We start from the raw sequence: 22,301 nt of genomic DNA, 5'->3' as shown, positions 1-22,301 counted from the left end.
GCTTGCGCGAGCGTTGCCTTTCTCCGCATTCCGCGAAGAGGCAGGCAACGGCGGAAATGCCGCTAGAAGAGGTCGAAGTCGCCGGAGGCCTTGTCGAGCGGCTGGGAATGGCCATGGCGGAAGGCGGCGCCGAGCGCCTTCTGCATTTCCGCAAGCTTGACGAGGCTGAGCGCGGTAGAGACATCCACGATCCAGTCTCCGGGAATGGAGCCGGTGACGGTATCGATGAATTCGGCAAGGCCACGGGTCTTCTGGACGGCAAGGTCGATGCCCTGCAGGAGCTTGACGCCGTCGCTCGACAATTGACCGTTGGTCACTTCAAGCAATTGCGGTTCGATGCGCTCTATAAGGTAGGCGACATCGTGCAATTCCGATACCACGCGCATCAGAACATCCGGCAGGGCTTCTTCGAACGGAGTGGTGGCGGTGTGCTCTGCAAGCTGCATTGGAAACTCCGTGACTAGAAAAATTCGATGTCGTTGGCGACGGGCTTTGGGGCCGGCACCGGACGCGTTTCCAAGGCAACCGTCTTCTGGGTTTCCGCGCCGCTGAGCGGATGCTGACGTGCACGACCGGAGACCGGCCAGAATTCGATCTTGCGGCCGTGTTCCCCGCCCGTGGAGGAGCTTATGACCGGAATACCCTCATCCTTCAGAAACTGCATGGCGAAGATGGCATTCTGCTCGCCGACATTGGAAAAGCTGGCGATCGTCTTCGCGCCGCCGAAAACCTTGGCTTCCAGCCGGTCACGCCGCGCGCCCTGCTTCAGGAGGCCGTTGATCAGGAGCTCCATGAGATGCACGCCGTAACGCGTCGCATCTCCGCCGGTCACATTGCCCGTTCCCGGCAGCAGGAAGTGGTTCATGCCTCCGAGGCCGGCAACGGGATCTCTCAGACAGGCGGCCACGCACGAACCGAGTATCGTCGTCATGACCACGTCGGGATCGCTGATGACCTTGTACTCGCCCTGAATGATATGTACGCGCTTGGCCGCAGCTTCAATCATTTCAGCGATCCGAAAACCGCCTCGATGGCAGCGCGCATCTTGTCAATCGTGAAGGGCTTGGCCAGCACGTTGTTGGCGCCGAGCTGGGCTGCCTTCTGCACCAGCGCGCGGTCGCCCTGCGCGGTGAGGATGATGAAGGCGGCCTTCTTGGTGGTCGGGTTGGCCCGCACGGCGTGCAGGAAACCGAGACCATCCATCTTCGGCATGTTGAAATCGGAGATGACGAGATGATGGGGCTGCTGCTCCATGATCTTCATTCCCTGCTCGCCGTCGCCGGCGGCGGTGATCTGCTTGAAGCCGAGCTGTGTCAGCGCATCGCTGAGGAGCAGCCGGCTGGTCACCTGATCGTCGACGATCAGAACTTTGATCTTTTCTGCGAGAGACATTAGTCAGCACCTTCTTTGCGGGCAGTGGTTAGTTTCAGGATTTCTTCACCGATGGAGGCCAACGGCAATTGCTGTTCCACCGCGCCAAGCTCATAAGCCACGCGGGGCATGCCATAGACGACACATGTTTTTTCGTTCTGGCCGACGGTGCGCGCACCGGCATGACGCATTTTCAAGAGCCCGGCCGCACCATCGCGGCCCATGCCCGTCAAGATGACGCCGACGGCGTTGCGGCCGGCAAGCTCGGCGACAGAATCGAAGAGCACATCGACCGAGGGGCGATGGCCGTTGACGGGATCGCGCTCGACAAGCCGGCAGCAGGGTGCAGACCGGTTGGCGATCTGCAGATGGCGTTCGCCGCCCGGTGCAAGATAGATCTTGCCGGTCTGCAGGCGCGCGCCATCAGTCGCCTCTTCCACGACGGGGGCGCAGATGCGGTTCAGCCGTTCGGCGAAGCTCTTGGTGAAGGTCGGCGGCATGTGCTGGGTGATGACGGTCGGCGGGCAGTTGACCGGGAATTTCTGCAGCACGGCGATCAGCGCTTCGACACCACCCGTGGAGGAGCCGATGGCGACGACCTTGCGACCCGCCCGATATTCGCTGACCGGGACCGGCTGCGGCGCGGCAGCGGCTTCCGGGCGCGCAGCGCGGTAAGCGGCATGCTGCGAGCGGGCAGCAGCCTTCACCTTGTCGGCGAGATCGCCGAAGGGGCGTGCATCGCCCGGCGCCGGTTTGCCGACACAGTCGAAAGCGCCGATTTCAAGCGCGGCCAGCGACGCGTCCGCGCCGCGGTGGGTGAGCGACGAGACCATGATGACCGGCATGGGGCGCAGGCGCATGATCTTTTCGAGAAATTCCAGCCCGTTCATTTCCGGCATCTCGATGTCGAGCGTCACGACATCGGGATTGAGCTGCTTGATGGCGGCGCGCGCCTCCATGGCGTTGCCGGCCTGACCGACCACCTCGACTTCGGGATCGGCCTTGAGGACGGCCGAAATCAGGCCGCGCATCGTCGGAGAATCATCGACGACGAGTACCCGTGCGAGTGCGCTCATGCCTTCCTCCCGGATGCGTGACCAATGTAGCGGTAGGTGGTGATGCCCGTATTGTCGAACAGGTTCTTTGCGTCACCGGACACACGTTCGGAATGACCTATATAAAGATGACCACCTTCCGGCAGCAGCCCGGCGAAACGCGACCAGATGCGCATCTGCGTCGGCTCGTCGAAGTAGATGACGACGTTGCGGCAGAAGATCACGTCGAAATTGCCCTTGAAGGGCCACTGCGTCATCAGGTTCAACTCGTTGAACGTAATGAGGCGCTTGACCTTGTCATCAATGCGGAACTTGCGGCGACCGCCGGCATCGACTTCCGCGAACCATTGCTTGCGCATGGCGGGAGACACGGTTTCGAGCGCGTTGTCGTCATAGACCCCGGCGCGGGCCTGCGCCAAAATCTTCGGGTCGATATCCGTCGCGAGGATTTTGAAATCGTAATCCGCCGCATTCGGAAACATGGCGAGCACGGTGAGCGCAATCGAATAGGGCTCCTGCCCGTCGGAACAGGCCGCCGACCAGATGCGGACGCGCCCGCCGGATTTCGCCCGGGCGATGAGGCCCGGCAGGACGTCATCACGCAGATGTTCGAAATGATGGTTTTCGCGGAAGAAGCGGGTGAAATTCGTCGTCAGGTGCGACAGCATTTCGCGCCGCGCCGGCGCGCCCTCCGGTGAGGATACAAGGGCGCAATATTCGCGGAACCCTGACAGGCCGAGATTGCGGATATGCTTCGAGAGGCGGGAATAGACCAGCGACGCCTTAGTGTCGTTGAGATAGATGCCCGCATCGGCATAGATCATCGCCGCGATTTCCGACAGGTCGCGTCTCGTCAGCGGATATTCACCGCTGGCAAGGACGTCGTCGGGAGACTGGCGCTGGTCGCTGAAATTAAGTGCTGCCATGGATGATCCGCTTTCAACCTGTCGCCGCAAGCGACATTTCCTGCTTCAGTGGCTGTCCGCGCGAGGCGCTGACGATGGCATCGACATCCAGAATGAGAGCGACGCGCCCGTCACCGAGGATAGTGGCGGCGGCAATGCCCTGAACATGGGTATAGTTTGCCTCCAACGATTTGATGACGACCTGGCGCTGGCCCTGGATCGCATCGACCATCAGGGCACGCTGGCCACCGCCTTCCGATTCCACCAGAAGGGCGACACCTTCGACCGGATCGGCCTGGGTCGGACGGAAGTTCAACACGCGACCGACATCCACCAGCGGGCAGAAGGAGTTGCGGATGGAGATCAGCCGCTGGTTGGCGCCGAAGGAGTGAATGTTCTTCGCTTCCGGCTGCAGGGTTTCCACGATCGCGGTCAGCGGCACCACCAGCGTCTGGCCGGCAACAGTCACCACCATGCCGTCGAGAACGGCAAGCGTCAGCGGCAGGCTCATAGTGAAAGTCGAACCGTGGCCCGGGCGCGAGGAGATGCTGATGCGGCCGCCAAGCGCCTGAATGGAGCGCTTGACCACATCCATGCCGACGCCGCGGCCGGAAATGTCGGAAATCTTGTCTGCCGTGGAGAAGCCCGGCGCGAAGATCAGATTGTCGATCTCCTCGTCGGTCAGGTTTGCATCGGCGGCGATCAGATCGTTGTCGATCGCCTTCTGGCGAACACGCTCGCGGTTGATGCCGGCGCCGTCGTCCTGCAGTTCGATCAGGATGCGACCCGAACGGTGCTTGGCCGAAAGCTTGATGGTGCCTTCGGGGTTCTTGCCCGCAGCCTCGCGCTTTTCCGGCGTTTCGATGCCGTGGTCGACGGCATTGCGGATCATGTGCGTCAGAGGTTCCGCCAGCTTGTCAATGACCGTCTTGTCGACTTCGGTGTTTTCACCTTCGGTGATGAGGCGGATCTGCTTGCCGATCATGTCGGCGACTTCGCGGACGATACGCGACATGCGCTGGAACACCGGCTTTACCGGCTGCGCGCGGATCGCCATGACGCTGTCCTGGATTTCGCGCGTCAGCTGCTGCAGCTCGTCGAGGCCCATATTGACGGCCGACGTGCCACTTGCGTCGTTTTCGATGACACTCTGCGACAGCATCGCCTGATTGATGACGAGCTCGCCGACAAGGTTGATCAGGCGGTCGACGCGATCGAGATCGACACGGATGGTCTGGCCGGCGCTGGCATTGGCCGCTGCGTTGGCGTTCGCCTGCGTTGCCGCAGGCGCGGCCGCAGCCTCGCGCTTTTCGATGGCGGCATTGACGCTCTGGGCGATCTGCGTCGTCGCGACGGCCGTTTCGACGGCTGCTGCAGCATAAGACGCTTCCGCCGTAGCGATTTCAACGATGGGCTGCTCTTCCGATCCGCTATCGAGAGCCGAAAGGTCGAACGGCACCGGGATCATCGGAAGCTCTTCATCGCCGCCTGCGACGGCCGAAACATCAGGCACGATTTCCAGATCGCAATCCCATTCGGCAAATTCGAAGACGCTGCGGATACCCTCTTCGCCCTTGTCGGTCGCGATCGAAACCGTCCAGGAGAGATAGGATGCTTCAGGATCGAGCTTGTCGAGCGAAGGCAGCTCCGACATGTCGCAATTGATGCTCATCTCGCCGATGCGCGAGAGATCGCGCAGCAGAAGTGCCGCCTCGTTGCCCTTCGAATAAAGCGACGCATGCGGCTTGAAGGTGATCTGGAAGGACGGCACTTCCATCAGCGGCGTGGTTTCGTCGGCAAAGTCCGTAAAAGAGAACGGGATCGGCTCAAAGCCGCTCTCATCCGTCGGCTTGGCCTTCACGGGTTCCGGTGCCTTTACGGCGACGGGAGCCGGCGCGGATGCCGGAACGGCTTCGCCGTTTGCCAGCGCTTCCAGTTCCTTCACGAGGCCACGGGTGCGGCTTTCATCGACGCTGCCGCCGTCTCTTGCCGCATTGGTCAGGTCCGCCAGCACGTCGGCGGAGCGCAGCATGACTTTCAGAACATCCTGGGTCGGCTCCAGCTTGTTGGAGCGGACGCAGTCGAGGGTCGTTTCAAAAACGTGGGCGAAAGCCACGAGATCATCGAGACCGAAGGCACCCGCCCCGCCCTTGATGGAATGAACGGCACGGAAAACGGCGTTGACGGTTTCCGGATCACGGTCGCCGTCATTCAATTTAAGAAGCCCCGATTCCAGTTCGGCGAGCTGCTCCTCGCATTCCTGGAAAAAGATTTCCTTGATTTCGTTCATATCCATCGTGAAATGTCCCGTATCAGGCGGTTACGCGTTCAATGGCATCGATGAGTTTTGCAGGGTCGAACGGCTTGACGATCCAGCCGGTCGCACCGGCCTGACGGGCGCGGTTCTTCTTTTCTGCATCGCTTTCGGTCGTCAGAACGAGGATCGGGATCGCCCGGTACTTTTCGTTGCGACGCACACCCTCGATGAAGCCGAAACCATCGAGACGGGGCATGTTGATATCAGTCACGATGACATCGGGGTTGCTCTGCTCGAGCACTTCGAGGCCCTCGATGCCGTCTTCGGCCTGAATGGTTTCGAAACCGGCATTGTTAAGCGTGACCAGGAGCATGTTCCTGATCGTCCGGGAATCATCCACGGTAAGAACTTTTTTCTTCACTTTTGCATCTCCTTGGGGAGCAAATGGTCAATATCGACGCCTATCAGTTTCATGGTCTTGTCGAATGCATCGGACACCCTGGCAAAACCGAAGGGCTTGCCATCCTCCTCCCAGGACTTCGCGCCGGCCATGAGGACCTGGGCGCAAAGTGCACCGATACGCTCCACCTCGGACGCGTCGACCGACAACGGTGCTCCTCTCAGCGTCATCAGCTTGCCGTGCAGGGCCGATGCTTCGTTGAGATCCAGCACCGGTGACAGTTTCAGCGTCGCCTCAGCTGCTTTTCTGGCTGCCATTACATGACTCCTTGGCGTCTGAATTGTTGGTAATCCTGGCCGTAATCCGTGCGGTTATCCGCACGGGCCATAAATGAAGTGTCCTGCCGGTCCGCACCGGACACCGCCTGCGCCTGCGCCTGACGGGCAATGCGGAATTCGCGGATGGTGCGGCCGAGTTCCAGAATGACGATTTGAAGCGCGTCGGCCTCGGAGGCGCTCGCACTGATATCGATGGCATTCCGGTCCGCCTGCCGTTTCTGCCCGCCAATATCGGCGGCAACCGATTGCAGTTCGCCGGCCTGCTCGGCCGTATGCCGGGAGACTTCCGCGATCATGTCGTTGATGCCTGAAACCTGCCGGACGACGCCGCCGATTGCGTCCTGAGTGCGGTTGACCATGCGCACGCCGCCCTCAACCTGCGTCTTCGTGGTGCCGACCAGGCTCTTGATCTCTCTTGCCGCATCTGCAGACCGCTGGGCGAGCGCCCGGACTTCCTGCGCAACGACGGCGAAACCACGGCCGCTATCACCCGCGCGCGCCGCCTCGATGCCGGCATTGAGGGCCAGAAGATTTGTCTGAAAAGCAATCTCGTCAATCGTGCCGATGATCCTGCCGATCTGTTCGGCGGATTGTTCGATGTCCGACATGGCGTCGATCGCCTCGCCGATCGCCCGGCCGCTTTCGACAGCCGCGTCGCGGGCACTGGAAACCGCCTTTTCCGTCGCCGCTATGCGGGCGCCGTTTTCGGCAACGTTACCGATCATCGCCTGGATCGCACGGGAGGTCTCGGCAAGGGCTTCGGCCTGCTGGCGGGAACGCTCCGCGATGGAGCGGCCCATATCGGCAAACCGCGCGCCGAGCGCCTCAGCCTCGCCGATGTTGTTTTGCGCCGCGATCAACGATGCGCCGATCGTTTCCAGAGCCGTATTGAAGGAAACCGCAACGTCGCGATAGGCTTCAGGTACATCGCCGCCGATGCGGGCCTGCAAATCGCCTGCAGCAAAGGCCGTCAATGCGGTGCCCAGCAACGTCGCCGCTTCCGAGCGGTCACTGTCACGCTGCTCGGCCAGCTCCCGGCCATGGCGCAGGCGCAATTCGTTAAAACGCAGCGAGACGGCGATTTCGGTGTCGACCATCACCAGACGGACGACGTTCTTCACGGCTTCCGCCAGTTCACGGGTTTTCTTGCGGTTGCCGGGCAGGATGGAGCGTGGCGCATGTTCGGCCACCAGTCCGCCGACAAGATGTTCCAGAACCACCGCGTGGCTGGCGATCTGCCAGCGCGGATCAAGCCCCATGCGGCTGGAATTATCAGAGAGAACCTTCACCCGCTCGGCATAAAGCGCATCGAAACGCGCATCCGTCAAAACGCTCCAGTGCGAGGATTGCAGATCGTGCAGTCGGTCGAGCTGATTTTCACTTTCGAAGGACGGGGAACAGTCCGGCATGGACTGGAAACGGGTCATCACGTCCCGCAGGCCGGCCTTGACGTAAGGCTCCAGCATGCTGCGATAGCTGCGCAGGAAATCGGATTGCGTCTCATCGAGGCCGGCAAAACGCAACCGTCCCGCCAGGCTTCCGCCTGCCGACCTGCGCGCTTGATCTGATGGCAAGTCCTGCCCCAACCGACGTCCCCAATAACATGACGGCCGGTAAAACCCGGCCAAATTGGCCAAGGTTCAGAACGCCAGCACCCTAAAGGGGATTTTTGAACGAACATACCCATCGCGGACGATGCGGCATCGACGCTTGCCAGACCTTCTTGAACCAAGAAACGAAAATACCGGATCGGCACCGGTACGGCAGTGCGGCGTCATGCCTGGAAGGGGAGAGAACCCCATTCCGCCGTGGAAATACCATCAATCTTTATGGTTAATTCCTTGCTTGAAAGTTAAGAAACACAGGCGTCGGCGTCAAACGGTAAAATTTGTAAAAGCTTTTAGCCAATGCCGCCCTCACTTTGCCGCAAACGGGCAAAAACGAAAAGGAATCGGACGCTGCGGGCGGTTTTTCCCGCCTGCGCGCTGGACAAGCATGTCCGGCTTCCCCTAAAACAAATCAACAGGATATTCGCTCAACGGTGATGCTTTAAAGAGACCTTTACGATCAAGGAGATGCCAACTTGCCATGGATGGAGAAAGGCCGCAGTTCAAGGCGCCATCCGCAAGTGCTGATCGGTCTCGTGGTCGCGAGCCTGCTCGTCATGATCGGCTTTCAGGCGCCCTCCGGCATCAAGCCCCTTTCCAAAACCAGCCGCCTCGAGCGATTGCAGAGCGTCGATCCGGGCCGTTCCGTTTCCCTTCGCGAAAAAGCTTGCGATAGCGGCAACGATGTCGGCTGCAGGACCGGCGATGCCGGTTCGGGCCTTCGCTACAGCGAGTTCGCTTCATTCGCCCCGAACCTCAGGGATCACGCCGAAGCCTCGCTCGCTGCTGTTGCCATCGTGCCACAAACTTCCCGAGACTTTGCCAGCGTGGTTCCACGCGCGCCTCCGCATATTATGTATTAGTCATTCCGGCGGTCATCATCATCGGGTTCATTGCGAACCTTGAGGGATCGGAGGCGTCGGAAACCCGCCGTAGGCTCCCATTCCAGAGAGAAAACCGCCGCCGCATATGACACTTGCAATCATTCTCCCATTTATTGTCGCATTGCCCTTCGTTGGCGCGCTCCTGACGGCTTTCATGCCGCGCGAGGGTGTAGCCGCAGCCCCCGCCTCCGTCGCGGGCGCAGTCGCCCTTTTCGGGCTTGTCAGCAGCATCTTTCTTTATACGAGCGTCAGTGGCGGCGCGGTTCTTAAATATGATGTGGAATGGCTGCCCCAGCTCGGCCTGAACTTTACCCTGCGGCTGGACGGGTTCGCCTGGATTTTCTCAATGCTGATTACCGGCATCGGCCTGCTGGTGGTGCTGTACGCCCGTTACTACATGTCGGCTGAAGATCCGATCCCGCGTTTTTTCGCCTTCTTCCTCGCCTTCATGGGCTCAATGCTCGGCGTGGTCCTCTCTGGCAACGTCATCCTGCTGTCGATCTTCTGGGAAATGACGAGTATCTTCTCGTTCCTGCTGATCGGCTACTGGCACCAGAATGCCGGCGCTCGCGACGGTGCGCGCATGGCGCTGACCGTGACCGGCATCGGCGGCTTCAGCCTTCTGGCTGGGCTGCTGATCCTCGGCCATATGGCGGGAAGCTACGATCTCGACAAGATCATCGAGGCTGGTGCCGCCATTCGCGCCCATTCCCTCTATTTGCCGGCGCTTATCCTCATTCTCGGCGGCGCGCTGACCAAGAGCGCGCAGTTTCCATTTCATTTCTGGCTGCCCAACGCCATGGCGGCGCCCACACCCGTTTCCGCCTATCTGCACTCCGCCACCATGGTGAAAGCAGGGGTATTTCTGCTCGCACGGTTCTGGCCGGTACTGGCAGGCACGCCGGAATGGTTCTGGCTGGTGGGTGCGGCCGGCATCATCACGCTGCTGCTCGGCGCTTATTTCGCCATGTTCCAGCAGGATCTGAAGGGGCTGCTGGCCTATTCCACCATCAGCCACCTCGGCCTCATCACCACGCTGCTCAGCCTCGGCAGCCCGCTTGCGGCGGTTGCGGCCATCTTCCACATGGTCAACCACGCCACCTTCAAGGCCTCGCTTTTCATGGCCGCCGGCATTATCGACCATGAAACCGGCACCCGCGACATGCGGCGGCTGAGCGGGCTTTATACCTATATGCCCGCGACCGCGACGCTCGCCATGGCGGCGAGCGCGGCCATGGCCGGCGTGCCGCTGTTCAACGGCTTCCTCTCCAAGGAAATGTTCTTTGCCGAGGCCGTCGAAACCCATGCCGACTCGCTGCTCGACCGCGCGCTGCCCTATGTCGCGACGCTTTCCGGCGCATTCGCCGTCGCCTATTCGCTACGCTTCATCCACACGGTCTTCTTCGGCCCCAAACCCGTTGATCTGCCGAACCCCAATCCACACGAACCGCCGCGCTGGATGCGTTTCCCGATCGAGTTCCTGGTTTTCGCCTGCCTCATCGTCGGCATCGTTCCGAGCCTTTCGATCGGCCCGTTCCTGCATTCGGCCGTGCTTTCCGTTCTCGGCCCGCAGACACCCGTCTACAGCCTGTCGATCTGGCACGGTTTCAACCTGCCGCTCATCATGAGTATTGCGGCGCTGATCGGTGGCGTCACCATCTATGTCCTGCTTGGCGGTTATTTCTCGCGCTGCGACGACGGCCCGCCAGTCTTCCGGCATTTGCGGGGACAGCGCATCTTCGAGCGCATTCTCGTCACCGTGTCCTGGAAATGGGCGCGGTGGTTGGAAAGCACGCTCGGCACGCGGCGTCTGCAGCCGCAGCTGAGGCTTCTGATCCTTGTCGCGCTTCTTGCCGGTTTCTCGCCTCTGTTCCTTTCGGAGTTCTCCCTATCGCTACCGCGCGTGACGACCTTCGATCCGATCTTCGCCATCCTCTGGCTGATCGGCATGATCGCCGCGATGGGTGCCGCCTGGCAGGCGAAATATCACCGCCTCGCCGCCCTCGTGATGCTTGGCGTCTCGGGGCTCGTCACCTGCCTTACCTTCGTCTGGCTTTCCGCACCGGATCTCGCCATCACCCAGCTGCTGGTGGAAATCGTCACCACGGTTCTCATCCTGCTTGGCCTCAGATGGCTGCCGAAACGCTTTGAGAAGGTCGACAGCAGCAATGAATTCCCGGCGCAGCTCCGCCGCGCCCGTGACTTCCTGCTGGCAGCTGCAAGCGGTATCGGCATGTCCGTCATCGCCTATGCCGTGATGACCCTGCCCGTGCCGAACGCGATTGCGACCTATTTCCTGGAGCGCGCCTATACGGAAGGCGGCGGCACCAATGTCGTCAACGTCATCCTTGTCGACTTCCGCGGCTTCGACACATTCGGCGAAATCGCTGTTCTGGCGATCGTGGCGCTTACCGTCTTTGCGCTGCTTCGCCGTTTCCGCCCTGCCCATGAAAGCATCGGGGTGCCGGAACAGCAGCAGATGCAGAACGCCTTCGATGCGGAAAGACCCGACCGCAGCAATGGGGACACGGTTCGCGACTATCTCTACGTGCCATCAATCGTGATGCAGTGGATGTTCCCTGTCATCATCACCTTCTCGATCTTCCTGTTCATGCGCGGCCACGATATGCCGGGCGGCGGCTTTGCGGCCGGCATCACCATGGCGATTGGCTTCCTGCTGCAATATCTCGCTGGCGGCGCACGCTGGGCGGAAGACCGCATCCGCATCCTGCCGTTGCGCTGGATGGGCTTCGGCCTTCTGATGGCGGCGGCGACGGGTATCGGCTCGTGGTATTTCGGCTACCCGTTCCTGACCTCCTATTTCCAATATACGGAGATCCCCTATATCGGCAAAATGCCGACAGCTTCGGCCTTGCTGTTCGACCTCGGCGTCTTCTCGCTGGTCGTCGGCTCCACCGTTCTTATCCTGATAGCACTGGCACACCAATCGTTGCGTAACTACCGCGTTCGCACGCCTGAAGCCGCAAAAGCGGAGGACGTGTAATGGAACTCATTCTTGCAATCGGCATCGGCATCATGACCGGCTCCGGCGTCTGGCTGGTGCTGCGCCCACGAACCTACCAGGTCATTGTCGGGCTCTCGCTGCTGTCCTATGCCGTCAATCTCTTCATCTTCGGTGTCGGTGGCATCAAGACCAATGCGCCGCCGGTGCTGGTGAACGGCGTTGACAGCTCAACGCTGGCCGACCCCGTGCCGCAGGCGCTGGTGCTGACGGCCATCGTCATCGGCTTTGCCACCACCGCATTGTTCCTCGTCGTGCTGCTTGCCGCCCGCGGCCTCACCGGCACCGACCATGTGGACGGGAGGGAGTCGAAATGATGTCGTTCCCCTTCCACATCGTCATCGCCCCCATTCTGGTGCCGCTGATCACTGCAGCCCTGCTGCTGTTCTTCGACGAGCGCCAGCGCGTGGCGAAAGCCGCCATCAGCCTCACCTCCACCGTGCTGTTGCTGGTGGTCGCCATCCTGCTGTTCCGCGAGGTGAACTCGACCGTCAATACCGAGATCGCCGCGGTGGTTTCGAGCGGCGTCTACCTGCTCGGCAACTGGCCGGCCCCCTTCGGGATCGTGCTCGTCGCCGACCGTCTTTCAGGCCTGATGGTGCTGTTGACGGCGCTGCTTGCCATTCCGTCTTTGATCTATTCCATGGCCAAGTGGCACAAGTCCGGTGCGCATTTCCATTCGCTGTTCCAGATGATGCTGATGGGCGTCAACGGCGCGTTCCTGACCGGTGACCTCTTCAATCTCTTCGTTTTCTTCGAAGTGATGCTGGCGGCCTCCTATGGGTTGTTGCTGCACGGTTCCGGCCAGCAGCGCGTCAAGGCGGGGCTGCATTACATCGCCATCAACCTCGTTGCGGCACTGTTCTTCCTGATCGGCGTCAGCCTCATCTATGGTGTGACCGGCACGCTGAACATGGGTGACCTCGCCCATCGTATCGAAGGCCTCAACCCCGACCAGCGTATGCTGCTGGAAACCGGAGCGGCGGTTCTGGGCGTCGCGTTCCTGGTCAAGGCCGGCATGTGGCCGCTGAATTTCTGGCTGCCTTCCGCCTATGGCGCGGCGTCGGCCCCGGTCGGCGGGCTGTTTGCGATCATGAGCAAGGTGGGCATTTATGTCATCGCCCGCCTGTCCTTCCTTCTTTTCGGGCAGACGGCCGGCGAATCCGCCGGTTTCGGCCATGATGCCCTGCTTGTCGGCGGCATCGCCACCATCATCTTCGGGGCCATCGGCGTTCTGGCGTCACAGGCGCTCGGGCGGCTCGCCGGCTTTTCGGTTCTGGTATCGTCCGGAACGCTTCTTGCCGCCATGGGCACCGGTAATCCGACAGTTGCGGCCGGGGCGCTCTATTACATGGTCAGTTCCACGCTCACCATCAGCGCCTTCTTCATGCTGATCGAGCTGGTGGAACGCGGGCAGGATGCGGGCGCGAACGTTCTTGCCGTGACCATGGAAGCCTATGGCGAGGGCGAAGACGAGGATGAGGAGGAAGAAGTCGGCGTGACCATGCCCGCCACCATGGCGGTGCTCGGCGCCTGTTTTGCCGCCTGCGGCATTCTTCTCGCCGGCCTGCCGCCGCTCTCAGGCTTCATCGCCAAATTCTCGATGCTGACCGCCATTCTCAACCCTTCCGGGCTTGGCGCCAATGACAGCGTTTCCACGCTTTCCTGGTGGCTTGTCTTCCTGATCGTCTTTGCCGGTTTCGCCTCGCTGATCTCGATGACGCGCGCCGGCATCCGCACCTTCTGGGCCTCCATCGAAGGAACCGTGCCGCGCGTGCTCGTCATCGAAATCGCGCCGATCATGCTGCTGCTCGGCCTGACGCTTGCCATGACCGTGCAGGCAGGACCAGTGATGCGTTACATGCAGGAAACGGCGCGTATTCTCGATCTGCCGGCAAGCTATATTCAGGGCGTCATTTCCGCCCCGAGAGCGGGAACGAACCCGGAGGCGGAACCATGATGAGCCGTATCCTGCCTTATCCGCTGCTGACGATCTCGCTGATCTTCTTCTGGATGACGATCAACAGCTTTTCGCCGGGGCACCTGCTGCTTGGCACCTGTGTCGCGCTTATCGCCTCCTGGGCGATGGCGTCGCTGAGGCCAGCCAAGCCGCGCATCCGCAACTGGCACAGGCTGGTGCAGCTGATCTTCATCGTGCTTTATGATATCGTCAGGTCCAACCTCTCGGTCGTGAGGATCATCCTGTTCGAGCGCGAAAAGAACCGCAAATCCGGCTTCCTCGCGGTGCCGCTCGATATTCGCGACCCCATGGCGCTGGCCGTTCTCGCGACGATCCTGACCTCGACGCCGGGAAGCGCATGGCTCGAATATAATTCCAGCCAGGGCACGCTTCTGATTCACGTTCTCGATGATGTGGATGAGGCTGCCTGGATAAGCCTCATCAAGAACCGTTATGAAAAACTGCTGATGGAGATATTCGAATGAGTTCGATTATCCTTTTCTGGTCCTTTTCGCTGGCACAGTTCATGCTCGCCATCGCAATGACGATATCAGTCTATCGCATCGCCATCGGCCCGCGTGCGCAGGACCGCGTGCTGGGCGTGGATACGCTTTATGTCAACGCCATGCTGCTTCTCCTGACCTTCGGCCTGCGCACCGGCAACGACATCTATTTCGAGGCATCGCTGCTGATCGCCATTCTGGGCTTCGTCTCCACCGTCGCCCTCTCCAAATTCCTGATGCGCGGCGAGGTGATCGAATGAACAATGCTGCAGAATTTCCGCTCTGGGCCGCCATTGCCGTAGCCTTTTTCGTGCTGCTCGGCGCCTCGCTGACGCTGATCGGCACCATCGGCTTTGCCAGGCTCAACAGCTTCTATGAGCGCCTGCACGCGCCAACCCTCGGCACCAGCTGGGGCACCGGCGGCATCGTCATGGCATCGATCATCTATTTCTCCGTGTCCGGCGACCGCTTCGCCTTCCACGAAATCTTCATCGGCATTTTCATGACGGTGACGACCCCGGTTTCCCTGATGCTGCTCGGCCGGGCGGCACTTTATCGGGATCGGGCGGAGCAGAATTCGGATAACCGGGAGCATTTGTAATTCGCCCAGATCAAGACCATTTCGGAGCGATGACCTTGCGAAAAGTGAGGGAAATTCTTCTGCTTCGGTCTGTCCTAACTCCATTCACGATATCCGATTTGCGAGCCGGAATTTCATGAGTCCAGCCGTAGCGGCCGGAATCTCTCAGCAAGACGCCGGAGCGAGGTTGAAGCAAAACACCGCACGCGGCTGGTCCGCGCACATCGTGGAAAACCATCTCACATGCGGATAGAAGGCTTATCGACACGATTGTATCGTCAAAACAGGGAACACAGTCGATGTGTGCGCTGATGCCCTGGCCCGGAAGATACTCGTTCGCAATCACCTGGTCCGGCAAATTTCGGCAATATCCTTCCGTAACCAATCGCTCAGCGAAGATACCGAGCCACTGTGGCAATGGCCCGAGATAGGCATCTGGGGTAACAGTGCGCGCTTTATAGTCGTAGCGATAACCGAAATGCTGCACACGGCGCTTCAACTCAGTGCTCCAAGCACCGTTATCCAATATGGCTGCGAGGGTGGCTTCCTCTTCGGGGGAGACGAAGGCGTCGAAATACATGACGCCTGGCGGCAAAGGGGATGCACCGACATGATTCATTTGCGAGCGCCCTCCATCGACTTGAAATAAACAAGCTCGGCAGATGGCTACATCGGAACTGTCAAAAGCATATGATAGGGAGAGCCGATGACCGGAAGGCCCCGCCTTGTGAAGGGGCAAGCCACCACATAACCAATTCACTAGATAATTAATTTGAGAGAAATGGTGCCCGGAGGCGGATTTGAACCACCGACACGCGGATTTTCAATCCGCTGCTCTACCAACTGAGCTATCCGGGCACTTCAGGTCCTTGAAGAACCTCCGCTTTTGGCGGGCGGGGCCGTTTGGTGCCCCGAAAGTGAGCGGGGTTATAACATCTTGTTCGGACATGGCAAGCGCCATCGCGAAGTTTTTTGACAGTTTTTTCACGGCGCCTGTGGATGGCTGGAATGCGTGTCCGGCCGAGGCCGGATCCTGGCTGGAAATCCACTCTCCGCCATCAGCCGGGCCTGATCGGCATTCGACGGGCGGACGCGTTCGGAAAGGGTCGCAAGGTTACGAGAGGGCGCAGCGTAGAGCGGCTATGCCCCTTCACTGCGCCGTGCGGCGAGGCCAAGCGCGAAAGGCACCACGGCCACCAGCGCTGCCATGACGGGCGAAGACGCGAAGATGCGGCTGGCAAGCGAGGTGACGGCGACGGAGCGCACCACCGTCATCAGTCGGGAATTCTCGCGGTCGCGCTCATGGTGGGGCTGTGCGGGCCTGTGACGGGAATGTTGGGCCGCCTCCAGCCGTTTGACATCGCGGCGGATCTTGTCGACCTGTTTGCGAAGCTCGTCCAGTTCGGCGCGTAGCGCCGGGTCGATGATATTGGCGGCACGCGTTCTCCTCGCAGCGGGTTTTGCCACCTTTGCTTCGGCGGCCACAGCCTCGGCCTCTTCGTCCAGTTCGGCCAGTTCGTCGTCAAGGTCGGATGGCTTGTCGAAACCGTGGGATCGCAGTGGTGCTTTCATCGCTGTCTCCTGAGGCGTGCTGAATTGCGGCGGCGGGCGTCTTTCGCCCGGTCACGCCCTTTCAACGCCTCAGCCGGGCAAAGGATGCACGGAAAGCAGGGAGAGCGGCATAAAAAACAGGCCCCGAAGGGCCTGTTCAGTAATCTCTCCTGAAACCTTACGCCGCCTTGGTAGCGCTGGCGTAAGGATCGAAACGACCGTAGAAAGTTTCGCCCTTGGCGGCCATCTCCTTCAGGAGCGGCGTCGGCTTGAAGCGTGGGCCATAGGCCTCGCTCAGCTTTTCGGCCAGAGCGACGAAAGTCTTCACGCCCATGCCGTCGATATAGGACAGCGCGCCGCCGGTATAGGGCGCAAAGCCGAAACCGAGGATGGAGCCGACATCCGCCTCACGCGGATCGGTGACGATGCCTTCTTCCACCGTGCGCGCCGCTTCCAGCGCCACGGTGACGAGGAAGCGCTGTTTCAGCACCTCCATATCCACGTCCTCAGGCTTCTGCTGCGGATAGAGATTCTTCAGGCCGGGCCAGAGGGACTTCTTGGCGGGCTTCGGCGGGTAGTCGTAAAAGCCCTTGGCGTTCTTGCGGCCGAAACGGCCTTCGCCTTCCACCAGTTTCTTCACCAGCTCCATATGGCGCGGATCGACGGCCTTTTCGCCGAGATCGGCGACGGTGGCTTTGAGGATCTTGTAGGAAAGATCGATCGCCACCTCGTCATTCAGCGCCAGCGGGCCGACCGGCATACCGGCGAATTTCGCGGCATTTTCAATCATGGCGGCGGGTACGCCTTCGATCAGCATGTCGTAGCTTTCGGCCATGTAGCGCAGCACGCAGCGATTGACGAAGAAGCCGCGCGTATCGTTGACGACGATCGGCGTCTTCCTGATCTTCGCCACGTAATCGAGCGCGACGGCCAGCGCCTTGTCACCGGTTTCCTTGCCGAGGATCACTTCCGTCAGCATCATCTTCTCGACCGGCGAGAAGAAGTGAATGCCGATGAAATCGGTCGGGCGCTTCGAGTTCTTCGCAAGCCCGGTGATCGGCAAAGTGGAGGTGTTGGAGGCGAAGATCGCGCCTTGGGGCAACACGGCTTCCACGGCCTCGATGACGGCCTTCTTCACGTCGCGGTCTTCGAAGACAGCCTCGATGACGAGATCGGCATCGGCGAGCGCCTTGTAATCCGCCGTCGGAGTAACGAGGTCGAGCAGGGCCTTGCCCTCATCCTGCGTCAGCCTGCCCTTGCCGATGGCCGCCTTGACGCTTTCCTCGCAATGGCCCTTGCCCTTGTCCGCCGCTTCCTGATCGCGATCGACCAGCGTGACGGGGATGCCGGCTGCGGCGGTAACATAAGCGACAGCTGCGCCCATGAAGCCCGCGCCGACGACGCCCACCTTCTTGAACTCCGTCTTCGGCTGGCCGGCCGGGCGGCGCGCGCCCTTGCCCAGTTCCTGCATGGAAATGAACAGCGAGCGGATCATGCCGAAGGCTTCCTTCGAGCGAAGGATTTCGGTGAAATAACGCTGCTCCACCTTAAGCGCCGTATCGAAGGGCAATTGCAGGCCTTCATAGACACATTTGAGGATGGCAAGCGCGGCCGGATAGTTGCCGGCGCTTTCACGACGCAGGATGGCGGGAGCGGCAGGCCACAGCTGGGCTGCGGCAGGCGTCCAGATGCCGCCGCCAGGGGCCTTGAAGCCCTTTTCATCCCAGGGTGCGACCGGCTTCAGGCCGTCCTTGATCATCTGCTTTGCGGTGGCGACCAGCTGATCCGGCTCGACCACCTGATGCACCAGCCCCATGGCCTTGGCGCGCGCGCCGGTCAGCGACTGGCCCGTCGTCATCATCTGCAGTGCCGATTGCGCATCCGTCAGGCGCGGCACGCGCTGGGTGCCGCCGGCGCCGGGGAAGATGCCGACCTTGACTTCCGGCAGGGCGATCTTGAGGCTCTTGGCGCTGGAGGCCACGCGGCCGTGGCAGGCGAGCGAGAGCTCGAAAGCGCCGCCCATGCAGGTGCCGTTGATGGCGGAAACCCAGGGCTTGCCATTGGTCTCGATCTTGCGGAACAGGCCCGTCATGCGGCCGACGAGTTCGAACAGCTTTGCCGCCGCCTCATCCGGGTTCTTCGCCTTCTCGTCATTATAGAAGGAGAACATCGACTTGATCATCGAAAGATCAGCGCCGCCGGAAAACGTGCTCTTGCCGGAGGTGAAGACGACGCCCTTGACGGCAGCGTCGGCGACGGTCGCGTCAACAATGGCGTTCAGCTCGTCCATCACTTCAGAGGTGAAGACGTTCATGGATTTTTCCGGCATGTCCCAGGTAACGAGGGCAATGCCGTCTGCGTCCGTCTCGATGGTGAAATTGGTATAAGTGCTCATTTGGGATTCCTCTTCCCTGAATCTTAATGGCCGCTTCGCTTTCTCCGTCATCCTCGGGCTTGACCCGAGGATCTAAGCACTGGGGATAGATCCTCGGGTCAAGCCCGAGGATGACGGAGGAACCGTTGCGGTATCAGCCGAAGCCTCTCAAACCCGCTCGATAACCGTCGCGGTGCCCATGCCTGCGCCGATGCAGAGCGTGACGAGCGCGGTGTTCAGATCGCGCCGCTCCAGCTCATCCAGCACAGTGCCGAGGATCATCGCACCTGTTGCACCCAGCGGATGGCCCATGGCGATTGCGCCGCCATTGACGTTCATCCGCTCGTGGTCGATATCGAAGGCCTGCATGTAACGCAGGACCACAGCGGCGAAGGCTTCGTTGAGCTCGAAAAGATCGATATCGGCAAGCGACATTCCGGTCTTTTTCAGGAGCTTCTCGGTCACATCCACCGGGCCGGTCAGCATCAGCGCCGGGTCGGAACCGATATTGGCGAAAGCCTTGATGCGGGCGCGCGGTTTCGCGCCCATCGCCTCGCCGCCCGCCTTCGAGCCAACCAGCACGGCGGCAGCGCCATCGACGATGCCGGACGAATTGCCAGCATGGTGCACGTAGTTGATACGCTCCACTTCCGGGTGGGCCATGATACCGACGGCTTCGAAGCCACCCATTTCACCCGGCATCTGGAAGGAGGGGTTGAGGGAAGCCAGCGCCTGCATATCCGTGCCGGGGCGCATATGCTCGTCACGGTCGAGGATCGTCAGGCCGTTTGAGTCCTTCACCGGAATGACTGATTTGTTAAAATAGCCCTTTTCCCAGGCATGCGCCGCACGCCTCTGACTCTCGACGGCATAGGCGTCGACATCGTCACGGGAAAAACCGTATTTGGTGGCGATGAGATCGGCCGATACGCCCTGCGGCATGAAGAAGGCCGGGAAGTTGACCGAGGGATCCATGTACCAGGCGCCGCCCGACATGCCCATGCCGACGCGCGACATGCTTTCCACGCCGCCGGCAATGACGATATCGTCCGAACCGGCCTTGACCTTGCCGGCCGCGAAGTTGATGGCGTCCAGACCCGAAGCGCAGAAGCGCGAGATCTGCATGCCCGGCGCCCTGTTGGAATAACCGGCTTCGAAGGCGGCGGCTTTCGGGATCACCGCACCTGCATCCATGACCGGATCGACGCAGCCCATGATGATGTCATCGACAGCGGATGTGTCGAGCCCGTTGCGGTCGCGGATGGCTTCCAGTGTCTTGGCAGCAAGGCGAACGGAGGGCACCTCATGCAGGCTGCCATCCTTCTTGCCGCGTCCGCGCGGGGTGCGGACATGGTCGTAGATATAAACGTCGGTCATAAACTCTCTCCCTTGCACCGCATTTTTCAGTGCATCAAACTCATTTAAGCGTCCATTTTCCGCGGCGATCATCATCAGCGGCAACAAGACGCCCTTTTTTCCTCAACTCCGTCGCCGCCCATCGCATGTCATATTGCCACGAGTAAAAAAGATCATGCCCACGCAGGTCTTTTTCATGATGGTCCCAAATGTACTTGGCTACGTACAGAATTGACCCTTCGCCTTTATTCGCCTCAAGCGCCTCAACTACCCAATCTGTTAAGTCTGCTTTCGTAACCATGAACAACCTTCATTCTCAGAATGCTTCCGCAGCCAGTTCCATCATGGTGTCCGCGCCGGTTTCGATGCGGGCCTTGCGCAGCGCCGTTTCCGGCATGATGCGCTCCATATAAAACTTCGCCGTGACAAGCTTGGTCTTGAGGTAATCCTCGTCCGAAGCGCTGCCGGCCGCAAGCGCTTCGCTCGCGGCTTTCGCCATGCGCGCCTGCATGTAACCCAGCACCACGATGCCGAAGAGGTGCATGTAGTCGGTCGAACCGGCACCGGCATTGTCGGGCTTGGCCATGGCGTTCTGCATGAACCACATGGTTGCGGCCTGCAGGTCGTTCAAACCCTTCTTCAGACCCTTGGTGTAAAGGGCAAGCTTTTCGTCGGCGCGGTTTTCCTCGCAGAAATCGCCGATTTCCTTGAACAGCGCCATCACGGCACGGCCGCCATTCATGCCGAGCTTGCGGCCGACCAGATCGAGCGCCTGAATGCCGTTCGCGCCCTCATAGATCATGGTGATACGGGCATCGCGGACATATTGGCTCATGCCATGCTCCTCGATGTAGCCGTGACCACCGAAGACCTGCTGCGCCATGACAGCATGGTCGAAGCCCTTGTCGGTCAGCACGCCCTTGAGGATCGGGGTGACGAGGCCGAGCAAGTCGTCTGCTGCCTGCCGCTGCTTTTCGTCAGCGGCGCGGTGGGCGATATCGGATTGCAGCGCCGTCCAGAGAAGGAAGGCGCGGCCGGCCTCGTTGTAAGCCTTGATGGTCATCAGCGTGCGGCGGATATCGGGATGCACGATGATCGGATCGGCCTTCTTGTCCGGGAACTTGGCGCCGGAAAGCGAGCGGCCCTGAATACGTTCACGGGCATATTCGACCGCGTTCTGATAGGCGATTTCACCAACGGAGAGACCCTGCAAGCCGACGCCGAGGCGGGCCTCGTTCATCATCACGAACATGGCCGAAAGGCCCTTGTTCTCCGCGCCCAGCAGATAACCCGTCGCGTCATCATAGTTCATGACGCAGGTGGCGTTGCCGTGGATGCCCATCTTGTGTTCGATTGCGCCGCAAGTGACGCCGTTACGCTCGCCAAGCGTGCCGTCTTCCTTCACGAGGAATTTCGGCACGATGAAGAGCGAAATGCCCTTGGTGCCTTCCGGCGCACCTTCGATGCGGGCAATCACCAGATGGACGATATTGTCAGTCATGGAATGTTCGCCGGCGGAGATGAAGATCTTCTGGCCGGAAATCTTATAGCTGCCGTCGCCCTGCGGAACCGCCTTGGTGCGCAGCAGGCCGAGATCGGTGCCGCAATGGGGTTCTGTGAGGTTCATGGTGCCGGACCAGGAGCCTTCGACCATCTTCGGCAGATAGGTTTCCTTCTGCTCCTGCGTGCCATGCACGAGAACGGCGGCAATCGCACCCTGCGTGAGGCCCGGATACATCATCAGCGACAGGTTGGCCGACGACATATATTCGCCGATAGCTGCATGCAGCGTATAGGGCAGGCCCTGCCCGCCGAACTCCGGCGGAACGGCAAGGCCGATCCAGCCGCCTTCACAATAGGCGTCATAAGCGTCCTTGAAACCATCGGGCACGGAGACCGAACCGTCATCGGCGCGCTTGCAGCCTTGGCTGTCGCCGGAAAGGTTGAGCGGGAAAAGCCGCTCCTCGGCAAGCTTTGCGGCCTCGCCGGTGATCGCCTCGATCATGTCGGGGGTTGCATCCTCAAAGCCGGGCAGGTTGTTATACCGCTCCAGGCCGAGAACGTCGTTCAGGATAAAAAGCGTGTCTTTAACTGGGGCCTTGTAAACAGGCATTACCGATGTTCCTCCGCATCGTGGG

General features: G+C 60.6%; 22 protein-coding genes and 1 tRNA gene. 7 read left to right on the top strand and 16 right to left on the bottom strand.

Features of this window, described 5'->3' with window-relative positions:
* Window positions 1-62 precede the first annotated feature (62 nt).
* The 9 genes from cheT to V6S97_RS10775 are packed head-to-tail and all read right to left on the bottom strand — an operon-like array spanning window position 63 to window position 7,900.
* Window positions 63-446 carry a chemotaxis protein CheT gene (gene cheT / locus V6S97_RS10815; protein WP_003503465.1) on the bottom strand — a complete coding sequence of 128 codons (384 nt, stop codon included), beginning with the start codon at window positions 444-446 and terminating at the stop codon, window positions 63-65.
* A gap of 14 nt (window positions 447-460) precedes the next feature.
* Window positions 461-1,006 carry a chemoreceptor glutamine deamidase CheD gene (gene cheD, locus V6S97_RS10810; RefSeq protein WP_003503466.1) on the bottom strand — a complete coding sequence of 182 codons (546 nt, stop codon included), beginning with the start codon at window positions 1,004-1,006 and terminating at the stop codon, window positions 461-463.
* Complete coding sequence (gene cheY2, locus V6S97_RS10805) at window positions 1,003-1,392, bottom strand: chemotaxis response regulator CheY2 (RefSeq protein WP_003503467.1); 390 nt, start codon at window positions 1,390-1,392, stop codon at window positions 1,003-1,005. Before cheY2 ends, cheD begins: the two co-directional genes overlap by 4 nt.
* Window positions 1,392-2,447, bottom strand: a complete 1,056-nt coding sequence (cheB, locus tag V6S97_RS10800) for a protein-glutamate O-methylesterase CheB (RefSeq protein ID WP_003503472.1) — start codon at window positions 2,445-2,447, stop codon at window positions 1,392-1,394. Before cheB ends, cheY2 begins: the two co-directional genes overlap by 1 nt.
* Complete coding sequence (gene cheR, locus V6S97_RS10795) at window positions 2,444-3,352, bottom strand: protein-glutamate O-methyltransferase CheR (RefSeq protein WP_003503478.1); 909 nt, start codon at window positions 3,350-3,352, stop codon at window positions 2,444-2,446. The genes cheB and cheR overlap by 4 nt, the downstream gene beginning before the upstream one ends.
* Window positions 3,353-3,365: 13 nt before the next feature.
* Window positions 3,366-5,627: a chemotaxis protein CheA gene (locus V6S97_RS10790; RefSeq protein WP_003503479.1), complete on the bottom strand. Its 2,262-nt coding sequence runs from the start codon at window positions 5,625-5,627 to the stop codon at window positions 3,366-3,368.
* A gap of 16 nt (window positions 5,628-5,643) precedes the next feature.
* Window positions 5,644-6,009 (bottom strand): chemotaxis response regulator CheY1, encoded by a 366-nt coding sequence (gene cheY1 / locus V6S97_RS10785; protein WP_003493773.1) that lies wholly within the window; start codon window positions 6,007-6,009, stop codon window positions 5,644-5,646.
* Window positions 6,006-6,305: an STAS domain-containing protein gene (locus V6S97_RS10780; protein WP_003503483.1), complete on the bottom strand. Its 300-nt coding sequence runs from the start codon at window positions 6,303-6,305 to the stop codon at window positions 6,006-6,008. Before V6S97_RS10780 ends, cheY1 begins: the two co-directional genes overlap by 4 nt.
* Window positions 6,305-7,900, bottom strand: a complete 1,596-nt coding sequence (locus tag V6S97_RS10775; protein ID WP_240532253.1) for a globin-coupled sensor protein — start codon at window positions 7,898-7,900, stop codon at window positions 6,305-6,307. The genes V6S97_RS10780 and V6S97_RS10775 overlap by 1 nt, the downstream gene beginning before the upstream one ends.
* A gap of 518 nt (window positions 7,901-8,418) precedes the next feature.
* Here V6S97_RS10775 and V6S97_RS10770 point away from each other — a divergent pair.
* The 7 genes from V6S97_RS10770 (at window position 8,419) to mnhG (ending at window position 14,903) form a co-directional block, all read left to right on the top strand.
* Complete coding sequence (locus V6S97_RS10770) at window positions 8,419-8,796, top strand: hypothetical protein (RefSeq protein WP_003503485.1); 378 nt, start codon at window positions 8,419-8,421, stop codon at window positions 8,794-8,796.
* A 106-nt stretch (window positions 8,797-8,902) separates the two neighbouring features.
* The gene (locus V6S97_RS10765; protein WP_003503486.1) at window positions 8,903-11,821 is read left to right on the top strand and encodes a monovalent cation/H+ antiporter subunit A; all 2,919 of its coding nucleotides are present in this window, start codon (window positions 8,903-8,905) and stop codon (window positions 11,819-11,821) included.
* Window positions 11,821-12,156, top strand: a complete 336-nt coding sequence (locus V6S97_RS10760) for a Na+/H+ antiporter subunit C (RefSeq protein WP_003503487.1) — start codon at window positions 11,821-11,823, stop codon at window positions 12,154-12,156. Before V6S97_RS10765 ends, V6S97_RS10760 begins: the two co-directional genes overlap by 1 nt.
* Window positions 12,153-13,799 carry a monovalent cation/H+ antiporter subunit D gene (locus V6S97_RS10755; protein ID WP_003503488.1) on the top strand — a complete coding sequence of 549 codons (1,647 nt, stop codon included), beginning with the start codon at window positions 12,153-12,155 and terminating at the stop codon, window positions 13,797-13,799. Before V6S97_RS10760 ends, V6S97_RS10755 begins: the two co-directional genes overlap by 4 nt.
* The gene (locus V6S97_RS10750) at window positions 13,796-14,284 is read left to right on the top strand and encodes a Na+/H+ antiporter subunit E (RefSeq protein WP_003503489.1); all 489 of its coding nucleotides are present in this window, start codon (window positions 13,796-13,798) and stop codon (window positions 14,282-14,284) included. Before V6S97_RS10755 ends, V6S97_RS10750 begins: the two co-directional genes overlap by 4 nt.
* Window positions 14,281-14,562, top strand: a complete 282-nt coding sequence (locus tag V6S97_RS10745) for a K+/H+ antiporter subunit F (protein ID WP_003503490.1) — start codon at window positions 14,281-14,283, stop codon at window positions 14,560-14,562. Before V6S97_RS10750 ends, V6S97_RS10745 begins: the two co-directional genes overlap by 4 nt.
* Window positions 14,559-14,903, top strand: coding sequence for a monovalent cation/H(+) antiporter subunit G (mnhG, locus tag V6S97_RS10740; protein WP_003503491.1), 345 nt, complete (start codon window positions 14,559-14,561; stop codon window positions 14,901-14,903). Before V6S97_RS10745 ends, mnhG begins: the two co-directional genes overlap by 4 nt.
* A 10-nt stretch (window positions 14,904-14,913) precedes the next feature.
* Here mnhG and V6S97_RS10735 read toward each other — a convergent pair whose 3' ends face one another.
* The 7 genes from V6S97_RS10735 to V6S97_RS10705 form a co-directional block, all read right to left on the bottom strand.
* Window positions 14,914-15,501: an alpha-ketoglutarate-dependent dioxygenase AlkB gene (locus tag V6S97_RS10735; protein ID WP_209787723.1), complete on the bottom strand. Its 588-nt coding sequence runs from the start codon at window positions 15,499-15,501 to the stop codon at window positions 14,914-14,916.
* A gap of 163 nt (window positions 15,502-15,664) precedes the next feature.
* Window positions 15,665-15,740: transfer RNA gene (locus V6S97_RS10730), tRNA-Phe, on the bottom strand.
* Between the two features lie 282 nt (window positions 15,741-16,022).
* The gene (locus V6S97_RS10725) at window positions 16,023-16,454 is read right to left on the bottom strand and encodes a hypothetical protein (protein ID WP_003503494.1); all 432 of its coding nucleotides are present in this window, start codon (window positions 16,452-16,454) and stop codon (window positions 16,023-16,025) included.
* Window positions 16,455-16,611: 157 nt separating this feature from the next.
* Window positions 16,612-18,828 carry a 3-hydroxyacyl-CoA dehydrogenase NAD-binding domain-containing protein gene (locus tag V6S97_RS10720; protein WP_003503496.1) on the bottom strand — a complete coding sequence of 739 codons (2,217 nt, stop codon included), beginning with the start codon at window positions 18,826-18,828 and terminating at the stop codon, window positions 16,612-16,614.
* A gap of 147 nt (window positions 18,829-18,975) precedes the next feature.
* On the bottom strand, window positions 18,976-20,184 hold the full coding sequence (locus V6S97_RS10715; RefSeq protein WP_003503497.1) for an acetyl-CoA C-acetyltransferase: 1,209 nt from the start codon (window positions 20,182-20,184) through the stop codon (window positions 18,976-18,978).
* 40 nt (window positions 20,185-20,224) lie between these two features.
* The gene (locus tag V6S97_RS10710; protein ID WP_035212568.1) at window positions 20,225-20,464 is read right to left on the bottom strand and encodes a hypothetical protein; all 240 of its coding nucleotides are present in this window, start codon (window positions 20,462-20,464) and stop codon (window positions 20,225-20,227) included.
* 15 nt (window positions 20,465-20,479) lie between these two features.
* Window positions 20,480-22,276 (bottom strand): acyl-CoA dehydrogenase C-terminal domain-containing protein, encoded by a 1,797-nt coding sequence (locus V6S97_RS10705; RefSeq protein WP_003503500.1) that lies wholly within the window; start codon window positions 22,274-22,276, stop codon window positions 20,480-20,482.
* Window positions 22,277-22,301: the final 25 nt, after the last annotated feature.

Source organism: Agrobacterium sp. CCNWLW155, assembly GCF_036888815.1.
Taxonomy (GTDB): domain Bacteria; phylum Pseudomonadota; class Alphaproteobacteria; order Rhizobiales; family Rhizobiaceae; genus Agrobacterium; species Agrobacterium radiobacter.
Note: the sequence above shows the minus strand (reverse complement) of the source record. Positions and strands in the feature narration are given on the sequence as shown.